The organism is Pseudomonas sp. M5 (assembly GCF_016907075.1).
GTDB lineage: Bacteria > Pseudomonadota > Gammaproteobacteria > Pseudomonadales > Pseudomonadaceae > Aquipseudomonas > Aquipseudomonas putida_E.
Map to the genome: position 1 here is coordinate 3,001,161 of NZ_JAFBBH010000001.1, position 18,533 is coordinate 3,019,693.

The following is an 18,533-nucleotide window of genomic DNA, read 5'->3' on the forward strand; positions in this document are numbered from 1 at the left end:
AGGCTCCGTGCCCACCCATGACTGATCGACTGGAATCACTATGTCCGGCTGCACCCCTGTATTCGCCCCCTCTCTGCGAGGGACATTCGCCGTGTTGTGCGGGTCGCTGCTCGCACCCATGGCCCTGGCCGCCGAACCTGGCCATGAAACGCACGAGCAAGCGCCGCCCGAGCTGAGCCCGACGGTGATCACCGCCATCGCACCCAGCTCGCCCCTGACGGTCGTCACCAACCCCAAAGACCCGCGCCAGCCCGTGCCGGCCAGCGATGGTGCCGATTACCTCAAGACCATCCCTGGTTTTTCAGCCATCCGCGCCGGTGGCACCAACGGTGACCCGGTGCTGCGCGGCATGTTCGGTTCGCGCCTGAACATCCTCACCAACGGCGGTGTGATGCTAGGTGCCTGCCCCAACCGCATGGACGCACCGACCTCTTACATCGCGCCGGAAACCTATGACCGCCTCACGGTTATCAAAGGCCCGCAAAGCGTAATCTGGGGCCCCGGTGGTTCTGCCGGGACCATCCTTTTCGAACGTGAACCGGAAAAATTCGGCACCCTCGGCAGCCGGATCAACGCCAGCCTGCTGGCCGGTTCCAACGGCCGCTTCGATCAGGTGCTCGACGCCGCCGCAGGCAATAGCCAGGCCTATGCGCGCTTCGTCGGCAACCAGTCGCGCTCGGACGACTACCAGGACGGCAACGGCGACACCGTGCCCTCGCGCTGGGACAAATGGAACGGCGATGTGACCCTGGGCTGGACGCCCGACCAGGACACCTTGCTCGAACTCACCGCCGGCAAGGGTGACGGCGAGGCCCGCTATGCCGGCCGTGGCATGGACGGCTCGCAGTTCAAGCGCGAAAGCCTGGGCCTGCGCTTTGAAAAGTCCAACCTGGGCGAGGTGCTCGACAAGGTCGAGGCACAGGTCTATTACAACTACGCCGACCACGTGATGGACAACTACAGCCTGCGCACCCCATCGGGCAGCGGCATGATGGGCATGCCCATGGTCAGCAATGTCGACCGCCGCACAATGGGCGCACGCATCAAGGCCACCTGGCGCTGGGCCGACGTGCAACTGATCAGTGGCATCGACGCACAGACCAACGAACATCGCCAGCGTGGCGGCATGGGCGTTGATGCGCACAAGGGCCAGCCCTGGACCAAGGATGCCGACTTCCATAACTATGGGGCCTTTGGCGAACTGACCTGGTACGCCACAGGGGTTGACCGGCTGATCACCGGCGCCCGTCTCGATCGCGCCTCCGCCCGCGACTTCCGGGCTGGCAGCGCTACCGAAGGTGATACCCGCGCCGATACCCTACCCAGCGGTTTCGTACGTTATGAGCACGACCTCGCGGCGGTGCCGGCCACCACTTACATCGGCCTTGGCCATGCCCAGCGTTTCCCCGACTATTGGGAGCTGTTCTCGCCCAAGCTGGCGCCCTCTGGCGCCGCCAACGCCTTCGACGGCATCAAGCCAGAAAAGACCACCCAGCTCGACTTCGGCATCCAGTACCGCGACGAGCGCCTTGAAGCCTGGGCTTCGGGTTATGTCGGGCAGATCCGCGACTACATCCTGTTCGACTACCGTACCGGCATGATGGGCATGAGCACCTCCCAGGCGCAGAACATCGACGCCCGCATCATGGGTGGCGAACTGGGCGCCGCCTACAAGCTGACGGAAACCTGGAAGGCCGATGCGACCCTGGCCTACGCCTGGGGCAAGAACAGCAGTGACGGCAAGGCACTGCCGCAGATGCCACCACTGGAAAGCCGCATGGGCCTGACCTACAGCCGCGACACCTGGAGCGCCGGGGCCTTGTGGCGGCTGGTGGCTGCACAGAACCGCATCGCCGAAAACCAGGGCAATGTGGTCGGCAAGGACTACGAAAAAAGCGCCGGGTTCGGCGTGTTCTCGCTCAATGGGGCCTACAAGGTAAACAACAACCTCAAGCTCAGCGCAGGCGTCGACAACCTGTTCGACAAGGCTTACGCCGAGCACCTGAACCTGGCCGGGAACGCCGGGTTCGGCTACCCGGCTTCCGATCCACAGCCGGTCAACGAACCGGGCAGGACGTTCTGGACCAAGGTCGATTTCAGCTTCTGACAACAACAACGGGCGCAGCCGCTGGTTGCGCCCCTCAGCTGGTCAAACAGGAGGTTCCCATGAGCGGAACACGCGTTTCATTCTACAACCTGGCCTGGCGCTGGCATTTCTATGCGGGGCTGTTCGTCGCCCCGTTCATGATCCTGCTGGCGATTACCGGGATCATCTACCTGTTCAAACCGCAGCTGGACCCACTGCTGTACCGTGACCTGATGGTGGTCGAGGCCAGCCATCACCGCCAGGGCGCCGACGTGATGCTGGCCGAAGTGCGCCAGGCCTACCCCAAAGGCCATGTGGGCCAATATCTGCCACCCATCGATGCCGAGCGCAGCGCGCAGTTCGTGGTGCATGACGGTGGGCGCGAACTGAATGTGTTCGTCAACCCGTATAGCGGCAAGATCCTGGGCGAACAGGATGCCAAGCAGAACCTGCAGGCGGTCGCCCGCGCCCTGCATGGCGAGCTGATGGTCGGTACGCTTGGTGACCGACTGGTGGAACTGGCAGCCGGCTGGGGCATCGTGCTGGTGGTGTCCGGCCTGTACCTGTGGTGGCCGCGCGGGCGCGCCGGCAGTGGCGTGCTGTGGCCACGGCTGTCGGCGCGTGGCCGGCTGCTCTGGCGCGACCTGCACGCGGTCAGCGGCTTCTGGGGCTCGGCCCTGCTGCTGCTGATGCTGCTCAGCGGCATGACCTGGACCGGCCTGTGGGGCAAACAGTACGCCGACCTGTGGAACCGCTTCCCGGCGGCCATGTGGAATGACGTGCCCAAGTCCGATCAACAGGCCGGTGAACTGAACAGCGCCCACCGCCAGACGGTGCCCTGGGCCATGGAAAACACGCCGATGCCGCAGTCCGGTGCGCATGCCGAACATGCCGGGCACCACATGATGTCGAACAGGCCAGCGGCCCCTCAGGTGAGCCTGCAGCAGGTACAGGACCTCGCCACCGCGCGCGAGGTGGAACCCGGCTACAGCATCACCGTGCCGACCACTGCCGATGGCGTATTCACCATCGCCGTGTTCGCCGACGACCCGCGCAACGATGCCACCCTGCATGTCGATCAGTACACCGGCAAGGTGCTGGCCGACGTGCGCTGGCAGGACTACAGCCCGGTGGCCCGGGCGACCGAGCTGGGCGTCATGCTGCACGAGGGCAAGATGTTCGGCGTGCTGAACCAGATCATCATTCTGCTGGTGTGCCTGATGATTTTGCTGGGTTCGGTGAGCGGGCTGGTGATGTGGTGGAAACGCCGGCCGGCCGGTGGCCTTGGGGTACCGGCACTGCGCCATGACCTGCCGCGCTGGAAGGCGGCGGTGGGGGTGATGCTGGTGCTAGGGGTGATCTTCCCGCTGGTGGGGGTGTCGATGGTGGTGATGTGGGTGGTGGACAGCCTGGTGGTAAGGCGCAGGGTGTTGGCCAGCATTTGAGGCCACTGGGGCTGCTGTGCAGCCCTTTCGCGACACAAGGCCGCTCCTACAGCCGCGTTGGCCTTGTGTCGCGAAAGGGCCGCACAGCGGCCATCTGCTACTGAAAAGTCGAGTCGATCTGTCGCGCCCCGATTTGGGACGCGCGTGTTAGCCTACGCGGCTTTCACAAAAAGACTGACCCTCAATGGAATGCAGCCAATGACCCGGACCTCTTCCCCTCCTGCTCAAGCGCAGCACCTGCAGCGTAACCTGACCAACCGCCACATCCAGCTGATCGCCATCGGTGGCGCCATCGGCACCGGCCTGTTCATGGGCTCGGGCAAGACCATCAGCCTGGCGGGGCCGTCGATCATCTTCGTCTACATGATCATCGGCTTCATGCTGTTCTTCGTCATGCGCGCCATGGGCGAACTACTGCTGTCGAACCTCAACTACAAGTCGTTCATCGATTTCTCGGCCGACCTGCTCGGCCCCTGGGCCGGCTACTTCACCGGCTGGACCTACTGGTTCTGCTGGGTGGTCACCGGCATTGCCGACGTGGTTGCCATTGCCGCCTACACGCAGTTCTGGTTCCCGGACCTGCCACAGTGGATACCCGCCCTGACCTGCGTTGCAGTACTGCTGTCGCTTAACCTGGTTACCGTGAAGATGTTCGGCGAGATGGAGTTCTGGTTCGCCCTGATCAAGATCGTCGCCATCCTCGGCCTGGTCGCCACCGGCCTGTACATGGTCATCACCGGTTTCGAGTCGCCGAGCGGGCGCACCGCGCAGCTGGCCAACCTGTGGAACGACGGCGGCATGTTCCCCAACGGCCTGATGGGCTTTTTCGCCGGCTTCCAGATTGCCGTGTTCGCCTTCGTCGGCATCGAGCTGGTCGGCACCACCGCCGCCGAAGCCAAGAACCCTGAACGCACCCTGCCAAGGGCGATCAACTCGATCCCGATCCGTATCATCGTGTTCTACGTGCTGGCACTGATCGCGATCATGGCTGTGACCCCATGGCGCGATGTGGTGCCGGGCAAGAGCCCGTTCGTCGAGCTGTTCGTGCTGGCCGGCCTGCCAGCGGCGGCGAGCATCATCAACTTCGTGGTGCTGACCTCGGCGGCCTCGTCGGCCAACAGCGGCGTGTTTTCCACCAGCCGCATGCTCTTCGGCCTGGCCCAGGAAGGCGACGCACCGCGCGCATTCGAAAAACTGTCGAGCCGCGCCGTACCGGCCAACGGCCTGTACTTCTCGTGCACCTGCCTGCTGCTTGGCGCGGTGCTGATCTACATGGTGCCGAACGTGATCGAAGCATTCACCCTGGTCACCACGGTTTCGGCAGTGCTGTTCATGTTTGTCTGGACGCTGATCCTGCTGTCGTACCTGAAGTACCGCAAAACCCGTGCGGCGCTGCACCAGGCATCGACCTACAAGATGCCGGGCGGGCGCTTCATGTGCTACGTGTGCCTGGCGTTCTTCGCCTTTATCCTGGTGCTGCTGAGCCTGGAAGCGGACACCCGCTCTGCGCTGATCGTCACGCCGATCTGGTTCGTGTTGCTGGCCGTCACCTACCAGGGTGTGCGTAGCAAGCGCCATCCGCGGACAGCTGTACGCAACAGCTGATGCACTCCGGGGCTGCCTTGCAGCCCCAATCCTGTGCACACAAACATCTCAGGCACCAACCTGGACCTTGCAAACGCCCCAACACCTCGCACAGCCCTTCTATTACGCACCTTTTGCCGTTCGGCACACCCCTTGCAACAGCCCCCTCCGCTTGGCCAACACAAAAAAACTCAGCGGAGAGAGCACATGAAGCGTCGCAGTCTGATCAAGGCCTTTACCCTCAGCGCATCGATTGCGGCGATGGGCCTTAGCTGGAGCATCCAGGCCGCCGAGACCATCAAGGTCGGCATCCTGCATTCGCTGTCCGGGACCATGGCGATTTCCGAAACATCGCTCAAGGACATGGCGCTGATGACCATCGACGAGATCAACGCCAAGGGCGGGGTCAACGGCAAGATGCTCGAACCGGTGGTGGTCGACCCTGCATCCAACTGGCCACTGTTCGCCGAAAAGAGCCGCCAGTTGCTGACCCAGGACAAGGTCGCGGTGGTGTTCGGCTGCTGGACCTCGGTGTCACGCAAGTCGGTGCTGCCCGTGTTCGAAGAGCTCAACGGCTTGCTGTTCTACCCGGTGCAGTACGAAGGTGAAGAGATGTCGCCGAACGTCTTCTACACCGGCGCCGCGCCCAACCAGCAAGCGATCCCGGCCGTGGAATACCTGATGAGCGAAGACGGCGGCAGCGCCAAGCGTTTCTTCCTGCTCGGCACCGACTACGTCTACCCGCGCACCACCAACAAGATCCTGCGCGCCTTCCTGCACAGCAAAGGCGTGGCCGACAAGGATATCGAAGAGGTCTACACGCCGTTCGGCCACGCCGATTACCAGACCATCGTCGCCAACATCAAGAAGTTCTCGGCAGGCGGCAAAACCGCCGTTATCTCCACCGTCAATGGCGACTCCAACGTACCGTTCTACAAGGAGCTGGCCAACCAGGGCCTGAAAGCCACCGACGTACCGGTGGTGGCGTTCTCGGTGGGTGAAGAGGAACTGCGCGGCATCGACACCAAGCCGCTGGTAGGCCACCTCGCCGCCTGGAACTACTTCGAATCGGTGGATAACCCGGTCAACCAGAAGTTCGTCGCCGACTGGAAGGCCTACGCCAAAGCCAAGAACCTGCCGGGTGCCGACAAGGCCGTGACCAACGACCCGATGGAAGCCACTTACGTGGGCATCCACATGTGGGCGCAAGCGGCGGAAAAAGCCAAGTCCACCGATGTCGACAAGGTACGCGAAGCCCTGGGTGGGCAAACCTTCAAGGCACCGTCCGGCTTCACCCTGACCATGGACAAGACCAACCACCACCTGCACAAGCCGGTGATGATCGGCGAAATCCAGGATGACGGGCAGTTCAGCGTGGTCTGGGAAACCGAACAGCCGCTGCGCGCGCAGCCGTGGAGCCCGTTCATTCCGGGCAACGACAAGCGCCCTGACTATGCAGTGAAAGGCAACTGAGTGCACTGGGGCTGCGCTGCAGCCCCTTCGTTGGCAAGCCAGCTTCCACAGGGCCCTGAGAACAGCACCACCCTGTGGGAGCCGGCTTGCCGGCGATGAATCCACCGCCGATTTCCAGGATTGCCCGCATGCTCAGACTCCTCCTCACCCTGCTGCTCCTGCTGCCCCTGGCAACCCAGGCCAGCGAGGGCGAATTCTTCCTCACCGCCAAGCCCGCCGAGCAGGCTCGCCTGCTCGAAGGCTGGGCGGCGCAACCCGACGCCGCGCGCCTGCCGCTGCTGGAAAACCTGCGCCAGGGCCGCATCGCAGCCGATGACACCCGCAAAGTGCGCCTTAACAACCGCCTGCGCGGCCTGATCGATAACGCCCTGGCCAGCCACCAGTTGCTCAGCGACAACAGCGACACTCGCCTGGCCGCCGCCCAGCAACTGCAAAAAAGTGCACAACCGGCGCAAATGGCATTCCTCGACCGGCGCTTTGCCAGCGAACCCGACACTACCGTGCACGCAGCGCTTGGCCTGGCACTGGCCAACCTGCAACTGGGCGCCAGCGAGCCAGCCGTGCGCCTGGCGGCGGTACGCCTGCTCGGCGAAACCGGCGACCCGCTGGCCCGCGCCCGCCTGGAGGCCTTGCTGCAACCCGATGTGGAAACCGACGCAGGCGTGCGCACTGCCGCTGAAACAAGCCTGGCGCAGGTCAAACGCAAGCTGCTGTTCGGTGAGCTGCTCGGCCAGGCTTTCAGCGGCCTGTCGCTGGGTTCGATCCTGCTGCTGGCGGCCCTTGGCCTGGCGATCACCTTCGGGCTGCTGGGCGTGATCAACATGGCCCACGGTGAGATGCTCATGCTCGGTGCTTACAGCACCTACATGGTCCAGGTGCTGCTGCAGCGCTACGCGCCAGGCGCAATCGAGTTCTACCCGCTGATTGCCCTGCCAGTGGCCTTCGCCGTCAGCGCCGGGGTGGGCATGGCCCTGGAGCGCACGGTGATCCGCCACCTCTACGGCCGCCCGCTGGAAACCCTGCTGGCGACCTGGGGCATCAGCCTGATGCTGATCCAGGCCATCCGCCTGCTGTTCGGCGCGCAGAACGTCGAGGTCAGCAACCCGGCCTGGCTGTCTGGTGGCATCCAGCTGTTGCCTAACCTGGTGCTGCCCTACAACCGCCTGGTGATCATTGCCTTCGCCCTGGCGGTGGTACTGCTGACCTGGCTGCTGCTCAACCGCACGCGGCTGGGCCTGAACGTACGTGCGGTCACCCAGAATCGCAACATGGCTGCCTGCTGTGGTGTGTCCACCGGGCGGGTGGACATGCTCGCCTTCGGCCTGGGCTCGGGCATCGCCGGGCTTGGTGGTGTAGCGCTGAGCCAGGTCGGCAACGTCGGCCCGGACCTTGGCCAGAGCTACATCATCGACTCGTTCCTGGTAGTGGTGCTCGGCGGTGTCGGGCAACTGGCCGGTAGCCTCTGGGCCGCCTTCGGCCTAGGGATAGCCAACAAGCTGCTGGAGCCGCAAATCGGCGCGGTGCTTGGCAAGATCCTCATCCTTGCGTTGATCATTCTGTTCATCCAGAAGCGCCCGCAAGGCCTGTTCGCCCTCAAGGGACGGGTAATCGACTGATGAACCAGCCACTGCTTGTCACCGCTTCGCAAAAAGCCGGGCCGCGCCTGTCGCTGGCCATCGGTACTGTCGTCGTCCTGCTGTTGCTGGCCATGGCGCTGCTGTCGTTGCTGCCGCCCGACCATGCCTTGCAGGTCTCGGCCTACACACTCACCCTGGTCGGCAAGATCCTCTGCTACGCCATCGTCGCCCTTGCCCTGGACCTGGTCTGGGGCTACGCAGGGCTGCTGTCGCTCGGCCACGGGCTGTTCTTCGCCCTCGGTGGCTACGCCATGGGCATGTACCTGATGCGCCAGGCCGCCGGTGACGGCCTGCCGGGGTTCATGACATTCCTGTCGTGGAGCGAACTGCCGTGGTACTGGGCCGGTACCCAGCACTTTGCCTGGGCGCTGTGCCTGGTGGTGCTGGCACCGGGCCTGCTGGCACTGGTGTTTGGCTTCTTCGCCTTCCGCTCGCGGATCAAGGGCGTGTATTTCTCGATCATGACCCAGGCCCTGACCTTCGCCGGCATGCTGCTGTTCTTCCGCAACGAGACAGGGTTTGGCGGCAACAACGGTTTCACCAGTTTCCGCACGATTCTGGGCTTCGACATTGCCTCCCAAGGCACCCGCGCCGTGCTGTTCCTGCTGACCGTAGGTTTGCTGCTGGCAAGCCTGTACCTGTGCTGGCGCCTGACCCAGAGCAAGTTCGGCCGCCTGCTCACCGCCGTACGCGATGCAGAAAACCGCATGATGTTCTGTGGCTATGACCCACGGGGCTTCAAGCTGCTGGTGTGGGTACTGAGCGCCGTGCTGTGCGGCCTGGCGGGTGCGCTGTATGTGCCACAGGTGGGCATCATCAACCCCAGCGAGATGTCGCCGACCAACTCCATCGAGGCTGCTGTCTGGGTAGCCTTGGGCGGGCGCGGCACACTGATCGGCCCGCTGCTGGGCGCGGGCCTGGTCAACGGCATGAAAAGCTGGTTCACCGTGGCCTTCCCCGAGTTCTGGCTGTTCTTCCTCGGCGCATTGTTCATCCTCGTCACCCTGTACCTGCCCAAGGGCGTGGTCGGCCTGCTGAAGAAAAGGAGCCAGCCATGAAAGGCGTGCCCCCAGTGCATCCGGAATTCATGCTCGAACCGGTATTCGACAACCTTGGCAGCGGCCGTGACGCCATCGGCCTGGGCAGCCGCCGTGAAGCGGGGCTGGATACCCGTCACGGCACGGTGCTGAGCCTGGAAGGCATCAGCGTCAGCTTCGATGGTTTCAAGGCACTCAATGCCCTGAACCTGTACATCGGTGTGGGGGAGTTGCGCTGCATCATCGGCCCCAACGGTGCCGGCAAGACCACCATGATGGACGTGATTACCGGCAAGACGCGCCCCGACACCGGCAGTGCCTTCTTCGGCGATACCCTGGACCTGACCCGCATGAGCGAATACCAGATCGCCCAGGCCGGCATTGGCCGCAAGTTCCAGAAGCCCACGGTGTTCGAAGCACTGACCGTGTTCGAGAACCTTGAGCTGGCACTGAAAACCGATAAGTCAGTCTGGGCCTGCCTGACGGCACGCTTGAGCGGTGAGCAACAGCAACGCATCGAAGAGGTGCTGACCACCTTGCGCCTGCTACCCCTGGCCCAGCGCCAGGCAGGCCTGCTGTCACATGGGCAGAAACAGTTCCTCGAGATCGGCATGTTGCTGGTACAGGAGCCGCAACTGCTACTGCTCGACGAGCCGGTGGCCGGCATGACCGATGCCGAAACCGAGTTCACCGCTGAGCTGTTCAAAGGCCTGGCCGGCAAGCATTCGCTGATGGTGGTGGAGCACGACATGGGGTTTGTCGGCAGCATTGCCGACCATGTGACCGTGCTGCACCAGGGCAGCGTACTGGCAGAGGGGTCGCTGGAGCAGGTGCAAGCGGATGAGCGGGTGGTCGAGGTTTATCTAGGGCGCTGACGCGCCTCAAGTGGCATGCCTCAAGCCGCAAGCAGTAGCCGTGCGCTCCATCTTGCCGCTTGAAGCTTGAAGCTTGTAGCTGACAAGAACGAGGAATTGAAAGTGCTTGAAGTCAGTGAATTGCACCAGTACTACGGCGGCAGCCACATCCTGCGCGGCCTGTCCTTCGAAGCCAAGGTCGGGGAAGTCACCTGCCTGCTCGGGCGCAACGGCGTGGGCAAGACCACCCTGCTGCGCTGCCTGATGGGCCTGGTGCCGCCACGCGAAGGCCGCGTCGATTGGGAAGGCAAGCCGATCACCACGCTCAAGCCACAGCAACGGGTACACGCAGGCATCGCCTATGTGCCCCAGGGGCGTGAGATATTCGCGCGGCTCAGCGTCGAGGAAAACCTGCTGATGGGCCTGTCGCGCTTCCCGGCGCGCGAGGCCCGTGAGGTGCCTGCGTTCATCTACGAACTGTTCCCGGTGCTGGAACAGATGAAGCAACGCCGCGGCGGTGACCTGTCCGGCGGCCAGCAGCAACAGCTGGCCATCGGCCGCGCCCTGGCCAGCCGGCCACGCCTGCTGATCCTCGACGAACCCACCGAAGGCATTCAGCCATCGGTCATCAAGGAGATCGGTGCGGTCATCCGCCGCCTGGCAGAGCGTGGCGACATGGCCATCCTGCTGGTGGAGCAGTTCTATGACTTTGCCGAGGAGCTGGCCGACCAGTATCTGGTCATGGCCCGTGGCGAAATCATCCAGCGCGGGCGCGGTGAAAACATGCAGGCCGAAGGTGTGCGTGGGCTGGTAACCATTTAATCTGCAGCCCTAGACCTTGTGAGACGCAGCAATGAGCCACGAAATTCGCGATGCCCTGCCCGCCGACGTGCCGGGCATCCTCGACATTTATAACGACGCGGTGCGCAACACCACGGCGATCTGGAACGATACGCCGGTGGACCTGGGCAACCGAGAGGCCTGGTTCGAGGCCCGGGCACAGCAGGGCTATCCGATTCTGGTGGCAGTGGATCACAGCGGTGTGCTGGGCTATGCGTCTTTTGGCGATTGGCGGCCGTTCGAGGGTTTTCGCAATACCGTGGAGCATTCGGTGTATATCCGTGGCGATCAGCGCGGCAAGGGCCTGGGGCCGCAATTGATGGCAGCACTGATCGCGCGCGCGCGGGGGTGTGGCAAGCATGTGATGGTCGCGGCCATCGAGAGTGGCAATGCCGCGTCGGTCCGCCTGCATGAGCGTCTGGGCTTCGTGGTGACAGGGCAGATGCCCCAGGTGGGGGTGAAGTTCGGGCGGTGGCTGGATTTGACTTTCATGCAGCTGGTGCTCGACCCGGGGGCAGAGCCAGCCTGAGTTTTTTGCTGATTGCAGTGGCCCCATCGCCAGCAAGCCGGCGCTGGGGCCACTGCAATCGACATCACATCTGGGTAAACCTGCCCAGCCGCTGTTTCAGCATGCTGTTCTCGCTGCGCAACTGCTGCACTTCCTGCAACAGCTCCAGCGCCAGCGCCACCCCTTCCCACTCCAGTTCCAGCTCCTGGTGCAGCTTTGCCGCACGCCTGGCCAGCAGCGGCGCCTGATCATCGAACAACCATTCCTCCGGCGTTCGCCCCGAAGGTTCAACGATGCCGTGCTCGACGATCTCGACCACGTAGTCGGCCGTGATATCGGCCTCCTGGCAAAGCGTGCGCATGTCCAGTTGAACGATCAGGGTGCTGCTCATGATCACTTACTCCATTGTGTCCTCGGATTGAACGCCGCCTTCTCGGAAAGCTGGGTCCACAATTGGCGGGTAGAGGCGTCGGATGCCGGCGGCATGACTACCTTGAGCTGGGCGTAGAGGTTGCCGCGCTCACCCTGCTTGTTCGCCAGGCCTTTGCCAGGCACACGCAGGCGCTGGCCACTCTGGCTGTCGGGGCGGATGGTCAGGTTGATCTTGCCGTCCAGGGTCGGCACCGCCACCTTGGTGCCCAATGCCGCCTCCCACGGTGCCAGTGGCACAGTGATGATCAGGTCCTGGCCCTCGACATCGAACAGCGGGTGCGGTGCCATGCGGATGGTCAGGAACAGGTCGCCGTTGGCGCCGCCAGCGCTGCCCGGCGCTCCTTGGCCCTTGAGGCGGATGCGCTCACCGTCGCTCACGCCGGCCGGGATCTTCACGTTCAGGGTCTTGGTCGTGAACCCGGTACGCTGGCCGGCGGCGTTGGTCTGCGGCACCTGGAAGCTGATCTGCTTGGACTCCTTGCTCAGGGTTTCCTCAAGGAAGATCGCCAGTTCCAGTTCCACATCCTGCCCTCGCCTGCCGGCACTGCGTTGTTGCCGAGCGCCGCCAAAGGGGTTGCCGCCCCGTGCGCCGAAGATCGAGCTGAAGAAGTCGGAGAAATCACCGCCCTCGAAACCACCGCCCGCACCGCCACGGTTCTCCCAGCCCGGTGGGGCCTGGAATGGACGACCATGCTGGCCGCCGTACTTGCGGATCTCGTCGAACTCGGCGCGTTTCTGGGCGTCGCCAAGCACCTCGTAGGCCTCATTGGCCTCCTTGAATTTCTCCTCGGCGTCGCGCTCCTTGCTGACGTCAGGGTGATACTTGCGCGCCAGCTTGCGGTACGCGGCCTTGATCGCCTTCTCGTCCGCCGTGGGCTCTACGCCGAGTATCTTGTAGTAGTCTTTGAAGTCCATCTATGGATCACCAATGTGAATTTTCGTGTTGCATCTGAAGATAAGGGTCAAGCATAGCCTTTCAAGGTGCGCTTGGCTTTGCTTCAAGGCAGACGACCGGTCTTGATTCTCTGGCCAAGTGGCATAAACTGCGCGGCCGTTTTGCCTCCGGAAGCCCTTTTCCCATGTCTGACGTATCCCCGGCCCGTGCCCTTGGCATCGACTTCGGCACCTCCAACTCCACGGTCGGCTGGCACCGCCCCGGGGTCGAGTCGCTGATAGCCCTGGAAGACGGCAAGATCACCCTGCCCTCGGTGGTTTTCTTCAATATCGAAGAGCGCCGCCCTGTGTATGGCCGGCTGGCACTGCACGAGTACCTGGAAGGCTACGAAGGCCGCCTGATGCGCTCGCTCAAGAGCCTGCTGGGCTCCAAGCTGATCAAGCACGACACCAGCGTGCTGGGCAGCGCCTTGCCATTCAAGGACCTGCTGGGCATGTTCATCGGCGAACTGAAAAAGCGTGCCGAAACCGCCGCCGACCGCAGCTTCGATCAGGTGGTACTGGGCCGCCCGGTGTTTTTCGTCGACGAGGACCCGGCTGCCGACCAGGAGGCCGAAGATACCCTGGCCGAGGTGGCCCGCAAGATCGGCTTCAAGGACGTGTCGTTCCAGTACGAACCGATTGCCGCCGCGTTCGACTACGAGTCAGGTATCAGCCGTGAAGAGCTGGTACTGATCGTGGATATCGGCGGGGGTACCTCGGACTTTACCCTGATACGCCTGTCACCCGAGCGTCACCAAGTGGCCGAGCGCCAGAGCGACATCCTCGCCACTGGCGGCGTGCACATCGGCGGTACCGACTTCGACAAGCAGTTGAGCCTGCAGGGCGTGATGCCGCTGTTCGGTTACGGCAGCCGGATGAAGAGCGGTGCGCTGATGCCTACCAGCTACCACCTCAACCTGGCCACCTGGCACACCATCAACGCCCTGTACTCGCAGAAGTCGCAACTGGCGTTGGGCAGCATGCGCTATGACATCGAGGACACCCTGGGCATCGACCGTCTGTTCAAGCTGATCGAGCAACGGGCCGGGCACTGGCTGGCGATGGAGGTCGAGGCCAGCAAGATTGAGCTGACCGACCACGAAAGCCGCCGTATCGACCTCGGCCGCGTGGAGCGCGAATTGGGCGTGGACCTGACCCGTGCGGTGTTCGAAGGCGCGATCGAAGGGCTGCTGGAGCGGGTGCGTGGCAGCGTCACCGAGCTGCTGGCCAAGGCCGGTGTAAGCGAAGGTCAGGTGGACACGGTGTTCTTCACCGGTGGTTCCAGCGGCATTCCGGCGCTGCGCAACAGTGTGGCGGCGATGCTGCCGAATGCGCGGCATGTGGAGGGCAATATCTTCGGCAGCATCGGCAGCGGGCTGGCAATCGAGGCGCGCAAGCGTTACGGGTGAGCTGCGAGCTACAAGCTGCGAGCTACAAGCCGATTGGCGATGGAAGGCCCACCGCGTTCGGCTTTATCTTGCAGCTTGCAGCTCTCAAACCAGCTCAGCCCGCTTCAGCTCGCTCTTCATGTACGCATAGTACACCGGCCCCGCTACCACTCCCGGCAACCCGAACGCCGCCTCGAACACCAGCATCGCCAGCAAAAGCTCCCAGGCCTTGGCACTGATCTGCCCCCCCACGATCCGCGCGTTGAGGAAGTACTCGACCTTGTGGATAACGATCAGATACCCCAGCGCGGCCGCAGCCACCCAGATCGACAGCGACATGCCAACAATCGTGATCAGCGTGTTGGACATCAGGTTGCCGATCACCGGCAACAGCCCGAGCAGGAAGGTCAGCACGATCAGCGTCTTGGTCAGCGGCAGGTGCACACCGAACAGTGGCAGCACCACGGCAAGGAAAATACCGGTGAACACGGTGTTGAGCAGCGAGATCTTGATCTGCGCGAAGACGATGTTGCGAAACGCCTGCACCAGCAGGCTCAGGCGCTCGAACAAGGCGGCAGCCAGCGGTTTGCGCCGCGAGATGTCGGGGATGCGCTGCAGGGCAATGATAGCGCCGAGTATCATGCCGATCAGCAGCGTCACGAACATGTGCGCCATGCCCTTGCCTACAAGCTGCAGGTCGCTGAGGTGGCTCTTGATCCACTCACCGATGGCCACTTTGAACTCCGCGGCACTGGCCGGCAGGTAGCCCTCGATGAACGGCGGCAACTGGCCACGGGCACGCTCGAACAGGGCCATGAACTTGTCCAGCGATGCGCCGGGGTTCTCTGCCTCGTGCAGCAGGAAGCTGAACGCGCCGGCGATCAGCAAGGTCAGGGTACTGACCACCAAGGTACCCAGCAGCGCCACCGCCAGCCAGCGTGCGCGTTGCCCGGCAATGATCGGCTGCAGGCGTGGCGTGAGCATGTTGACCAGCTCGAACACCAGCAGCCCGGCCAGCAGGCTGGGTAACAATTTCAGGGGGAGCGCCAGCAGCAGGCCGGCAAATACGATGATCCAGCTGGCCAGGGTGACCTGGCGGGGGGTGAAAGTCATACAGCCTCAACGGCAGACAACGGAAAAGAACCGCAGTCTGCCAGCCTTCGTCCTACAGGCATAGGCGCAGGTCATTTCTTCTTCAGGCAGTCACTCATGTAGGCCTTGCGCTCGTCGCCCTTGAGGGCCTGGGCGCTGGCGTCAGCGTTGCAGATCTTCATCTTTTCCTGCTGGGTCGGCGGTACGCTTTTCTTCAGGCAGTTGCTCATGAAGGCTTTGCGCTCATCGCCCTTGAGCGCCTTGGCAGAAGCGTCGGCATTGCACGAGGTCATCTTTTCCTGTTGCGCGGTGGCAGCGAATCCCTGCGCACTGAACATAACGGCCAACGCCAGCAATGGCATGTGCAGCATCTTCATGGAGTGGTCTCCTTGTCTCCCGCGCCCGATGCACGGTGTCGCAGGTGAGTGTAGACAACAAATTTTACACACCCGTCCGCGCTTGCCGCCGGTACTGCTCCGGCGTGCAATGGGCCTGACGCTGGAACATGGCGATGAATGCCGAGGCGCTGCTGTAGCCCAGGTCGAAGGCGATGGCCTGTATCGGCAAGCCGGCCTCCAGCGCCTCGATGGCCCGCAAGAACCTCAGGCGCAGGCGCCACTCACCAAAGCTGATGCCCAGTTCGCGCAGAAATTGCCGCGCCAGGGTGCGCTCGCTGACATGCACCTGCGCCGCCCAGTCCGCCAGCGGGCGGTTGTCACCAGGTTCAGCGCCGAGGGCATCGAGCACCTGGCGCAGGCCCTCGCTCTGAGCAAAGGGCAGGTAGCAGGTCTGGGTGGGTGCCAGCAGCAACTGATCGAGCAGCACCTGCACCAGACGCTGGTCGCGTTCGTCCTTGGCCACCTTGACGTCCCGGCGGGCGAAGTCGCCGAGGATGGCCTTGAGGATATCGCTGATCACCAGGCTGCACGGCTGCTGCGGCAGGCCGGCGCACAGGCTGCGGTCGAGATAGACCGAGCGGTAAACGATGGCCTGAGGGTTGTAGCAACCATGTTCGGTATCCGGCGGCACCCAGACCGCGTAATGCGGGGGTGACAGAAAACGCTGGCCATTGACATCCAGGTGCATGACGCCGTGGGCGGTGTAGTTGAGCTGGCCCCAGGTGTGGCGATGGGGCGGGCTGTGAGTGTCGGCGCCAAATTCGTCGTGGCGCAGGTAGACGGGCGCGGGAAGCTGGTCGAACTGCGGGATATCGAGGTATTTGCGGCGCATGCTGTCTGCTTCAAGGGGCAGGTTGTCTGGATAGGAGTATAGGCTTGCTGACAGACAAACGATAATACGGGGCCATCATACAACCTCTGTGAAAGCGGGCACGCTCCCACGGAGGCTTATGAGCATCCAAGAGCCTTTGCGTCATGAATTATCTGTACCCCCTCACCGCCATCCTCATTTGGGCCGGCAACACTGTAGTCACCAAGCTGTCCGCAGGTGCCATTCACCCTGCCGAGATCGGCTTCTACCGCTGGCTGCTCGCAGGGCTGCTGTTCACCCCGTTCCTGCTGCCGGCCGTGTGGCGCAACCGCCTGGCCATCCGTCCGCACCTGCCCAGAATCTTCGTCCTTGGCGTGCTCGGCATGGCCCTGTACCAAAGCCTCGCCTACTTCGCGGCCAGCATCACCAGCGCTACCAACATGGGCATCATTCTCTCGCTGATGCCCTTGATGTCGCTGGCCCTGTCCATCGCATGGCTCGGCCAGCGGCTGAGCTACGGTGCCCTGACGGGCGCGGCGGTGTCCTTCATCGGTGTGCTGGAAGTCGTCTCCGCCGGCCATCCCAGTATCCTGCTGGAGCAAGGCCTGAACCGCGGTGACCTGCTGATGCTGGTGGCCACCCTGGCCTACGCGCTGTACAGCTTCCTGCTGAAGAAATGGCAGCTGCGCCTGCCGCCCTTGCAGCTGCTGTACCTGCAGGTGCTGGTGGCAATCATTGTCTTGCTGCCACTGTTCCTGCTTTCGGACAAGACCGGCCTGAACGTGCATAACGTGGGCCTGGTGCTGTACGCCTGTGTGCTGGCCTCGATGGTCGCGCCGCTGGTGTGGATGCAGGCCGTGCACCGCCTGGGGCCAAGCCGCACCACGCTGTTCTTCAACCTGCTGCCGCTGGTGACCGCGCTGATCGCAGCCGCAGTGCTCGACGAGCAACTGGCCAGCTACCACCTGATCGGCGGCTTGCTGACCCTGGCCGGGGTGGTCCTCGCCGAACGCTGGACCACCCCCGTGCGCCGCAGCGCTACAGCCCCGCAGCCTTGAGGCGGGCGGCGTGCTCGGTGAACAGCCGCACCGGCTCGGCGCCCTTGCCCACGGCGCCGAGCGACTGGTTGACGATGTCCAGGTGATCGAGCGGGTAGTCATCACCGATCACCTGCCCCAAGTGTGAACTGAAGCGCCCGACCATACCGTCACACTGGCCCTTTTCCTTGACGAAACTGCGGGCGAACAGGCGGCAGAAGCGGTTGCTGCCGTCAAAGCGGTTACGCCCCTGGTCGGTGATACCCGGCTGCAAGGTGCCTGACCACGAATAGTAAAGCACGCCGTTGACCTCTCCCGCGCCCTCACCGCCCCAGGTGTCGGGCAGGCCCTGTGGATAAGCCTGGTTGAACAGCGCTACGCCGGCGCTGGTCAGCGATTGGTGCGAGGCATGCACGTCGATAGGCAATGAGTCGCGGCGCCAGCCGGTTTCCAACCACCCCAGCAGCACCGCCAGGCCATGCAAAACAGCCCTGAGGATGCGCCCTTGGGGTGAATCGCCCGGCGCTGTGCGAGCCAAGTGGTCGGCCAGTTCCGAGCCGTGGTTAGGCCCGGCCACCGAAGTCACTGATGCCACCCGGTCAGGCCGCTTGGCTGCGGCATAACGCGCGCTCAGGGCGCCTTGGCTATGGCCGATCAGGTTGACCTTGTCAGCGCCGGTACGCTGGCAGATGTCTTCGATGATTGCCAGCAACTGCTCACCGCGCACTTCGCTGGAGTGCAAGGGCGATACCTGCACGGGGAACACCTGCGCCCCGCCCTTGCGCAAGGCCGGCACGATGCCGAACCAATAGGGATAGAGCAATGCCCTGACAAAGCCGAGCATGCCCGGTACCAGCACCAACGGGTAGCGCGTAGCCAATTCCTGCTGCATGGGCCCAACCCCTTTGCGTGGACGACCGGCCAACACTACAGCGGCCTGAATGACCATCGCAATCGAACTCCTGACGCGCCGCG

The 18,533-nt window shown here is 63.5% G+C and carries 17 protein-coding genes; 11 read left to right on the plus strand and 6 right to left on the minus strand.

Annotation, left to right across the window (positions count from 1 at the left end; translation table 11 throughout):
- Positions 1-40 precede the first annotated feature (40 nt).
- From JOE27_RS13685 to JOE27_RS13725, 9 genes are all read left to right on the plus strand, one after another.
- A complete protein-coding gene (locus JOE27_RS13685; RefSeq protein ID WP_204918984.1) occupies positions 41-2,107 on the plus strand; it encodes a TonB-dependent copper receptor in 2,067 nt (688 codons plus the stop codon).
- A 59-nt stretch (positions 2,108-2,166) separates the two neighbouring features.
- On the plus strand, positions 2,167-3,531 hold the full coding sequence (locus JOE27_RS13690; protein ID WP_204918986.1) for a PepSY domain-containing protein: 1,365 nt from the start codon (positions 2,167-2,169) through the stop codon (positions 3,529-3,531).
- Positions 3,532-3,729: 198 nt separating this feature from the next.
- The gene (gene cycA / locus JOE27_RS13695) at positions 3,730-5,136 is read left to right on the plus strand and encodes a D-serine/D-alanine/glycine transporter (protein ID WP_012316431.1); all 1,407 of its coding nucleotides are present in this window, start codon (positions 3,730-3,732) and stop codon (positions 5,134-5,136) included.
- A gap of 186 nt (positions 5,137-5,322) precedes the next feature.
- The gene (gene urtA, locus JOE27_RS13700) at positions 5,323-6,588 is read left to right on the plus strand and encodes an urea ABC transporter substrate-binding protein (RefSeq protein WP_012316432.1); all 1,266 of its coding nucleotides are present in this window, start codon (positions 5,323-5,325) and stop codon (positions 6,586-6,588) included.
- Positions 6,589-6,716: 128 nt separating this feature from the next.
- Entirely contained in the window at positions 6,717-8,204 is a 1,488-nt protein-coding gene (gene urtB, locus JOE27_RS13705) for an urea ABC transporter permease subunit UrtB (protein WP_204918988.1), read from the plus strand.
- On the plus strand, positions 8,204-9,283 hold the full coding sequence (gene urtC / locus JOE27_RS13710; RefSeq protein ID WP_115273785.1) for an urea ABC transporter permease subunit UrtC: 1,080 nt from the start codon (positions 8,204-8,206) through the stop codon (positions 9,281-9,283). The genes urtB and urtC overlap by 1 nt, the downstream gene beginning before the upstream one ends.
- Positions 9,280-10,137 (plus strand): urea ABC transporter ATP-binding protein UrtD, encoded by an 858-nt coding sequence (urtD, locus tag JOE27_RS13715; protein WP_069974045.1) that lies wholly within the window; start codon positions 9,280-9,282, stop codon positions 10,135-10,137. The genes urtC and urtD overlap by 4 nt, the downstream gene beginning before the upstream one ends.
- A 102-nt stretch (positions 10,138-10,239) precedes the next feature.
- Positions 10,240-10,938 carry an urea ABC transporter ATP-binding subunit UrtE gene (urtE, locus tag JOE27_RS13720; RefSeq protein ID WP_115275485.1) on the plus strand — a complete coding sequence of 233 codons (699 nt, stop codon included), beginning with the start codon at positions 10,240-10,242 and terminating at the stop codon, positions 10,936-10,938.
- A gap of 31 nt (positions 10,939-10,969) precedes the next feature.
- On the plus strand, positions 10,970-11,485 hold the full coding sequence (locus JOE27_RS13725; protein WP_125924584.1) for a GNAT family N-acetyltransferase: 516 nt from the start codon (positions 10,970-10,972) through the stop codon (positions 11,483-11,485).
- Between the two features lie 64 nt (positions 11,486-11,549).
- On the opposite strand, the gene JOE27_RS13730 is transcribed toward JOE27_RS13725, so the two are convergent.
- Both JOE27_RS13730 and cbpA read right to left on the minus strand, forming a co-directional pair.
- The gene (locus JOE27_RS13730) at positions 11,550-11,855 is read right to left on the minus strand and encodes a chaperone modulator CbpM (protein WP_012316438.1); all 306 of its coding nucleotides are present in this window, start codon (positions 11,853-11,855) and stop codon (positions 11,550-11,552) included.
- Between the two features lie 2 nt (positions 11,856-11,857).
- On the minus strand, positions 11,858-12,811 hold the full coding sequence (cbpA, locus tag JOE27_RS13735; protein ID WP_012316439.1) for a curved DNA-binding protein: 954 nt from the start codon (positions 12,809-12,811) through the stop codon (positions 11,858-11,860).
- A gap of 164 nt (positions 12,812-12,975) precedes the next feature.
- Between cbpA and JOE27_RS13740 the strand changes: the two genes are divergently transcribed.
- On the plus strand, positions 12,976-14,241 hold the full coding sequence (locus JOE27_RS13740; RefSeq protein WP_204918991.1) for an Hsp70 family protein: 1,266 nt from the start codon (positions 12,976-12,978) through the stop codon (positions 14,239-14,241).
- 84 nt (positions 14,242-14,325) lie between these two features.
- On the opposite strand, the gene JOE27_RS13745 is transcribed toward JOE27_RS13740, so the two are convergent.
- The 3 genes from JOE27_RS13745 to JOE27_RS13755 all read right to left on the minus strand — a co-directional run bounded on the left by JOE27_RS13745 (position 14,326) and on the right by JOE27_RS13755 (position 16,542).
- Positions 14,326-15,333: a membrane protein gene (locus JOE27_RS13745; protein ID WP_012316441.1), complete on the minus strand. Its 1,008-nt coding sequence runs from the start codon at positions 15,331-15,333 to the stop codon at positions 14,326-14,328.
- A 71-nt stretch (positions 15,334-15,404) separates the two neighbouring features.
- Positions 15,405-15,689: a PsiF family protein gene (locus JOE27_RS13750; RefSeq protein WP_012316442.1), complete on the minus strand. Its 285-nt coding sequence runs from the start codon at positions 15,687-15,689 to the stop codon at positions 15,405-15,407.
- Positions 15,690-15,753: 64 nt separating this feature from the next.
- Positions 15,754-16,542, minus strand: coding sequence for a helix-turn-helix transcriptional regulator (locus tag JOE27_RS13755; protein ID WP_119687835.1), 789 nt, complete (start codon positions 16,540-16,542; stop codon positions 15,754-15,756).
- 143 nt (positions 16,543-16,685) lie between these two features.
- On the opposite strand from JOE27_RS13755, the gene JOE27_RS13760 reads away from it, so the two are divergent.
- Positions 16,686-17,579, plus strand: coding sequence for a DMT family transporter (locus JOE27_RS13760; RefSeq protein WP_204918993.1), 894 nt, complete (start codon positions 16,686-16,688; stop codon positions 17,577-17,579).
- On the opposite strand, the gene JOE27_RS13765 is transcribed toward JOE27_RS13760, so the two are convergent.
- Positions 17,560-18,450 carry a triacylglycerol lipase gene (locus JOE27_RS13765; RefSeq protein ID WP_204918995.1) on the minus strand — a complete coding sequence of 297 codons (891 nt, stop codon included), beginning with the start codon at positions 18,448-18,450 and terminating at the stop codon, positions 17,560-17,562. The genes JOE27_RS13760 and JOE27_RS13765 overlap by 20 nt on opposite strands.
- Positions 18,451-18,533: the final 83 nt, after the last annotated feature.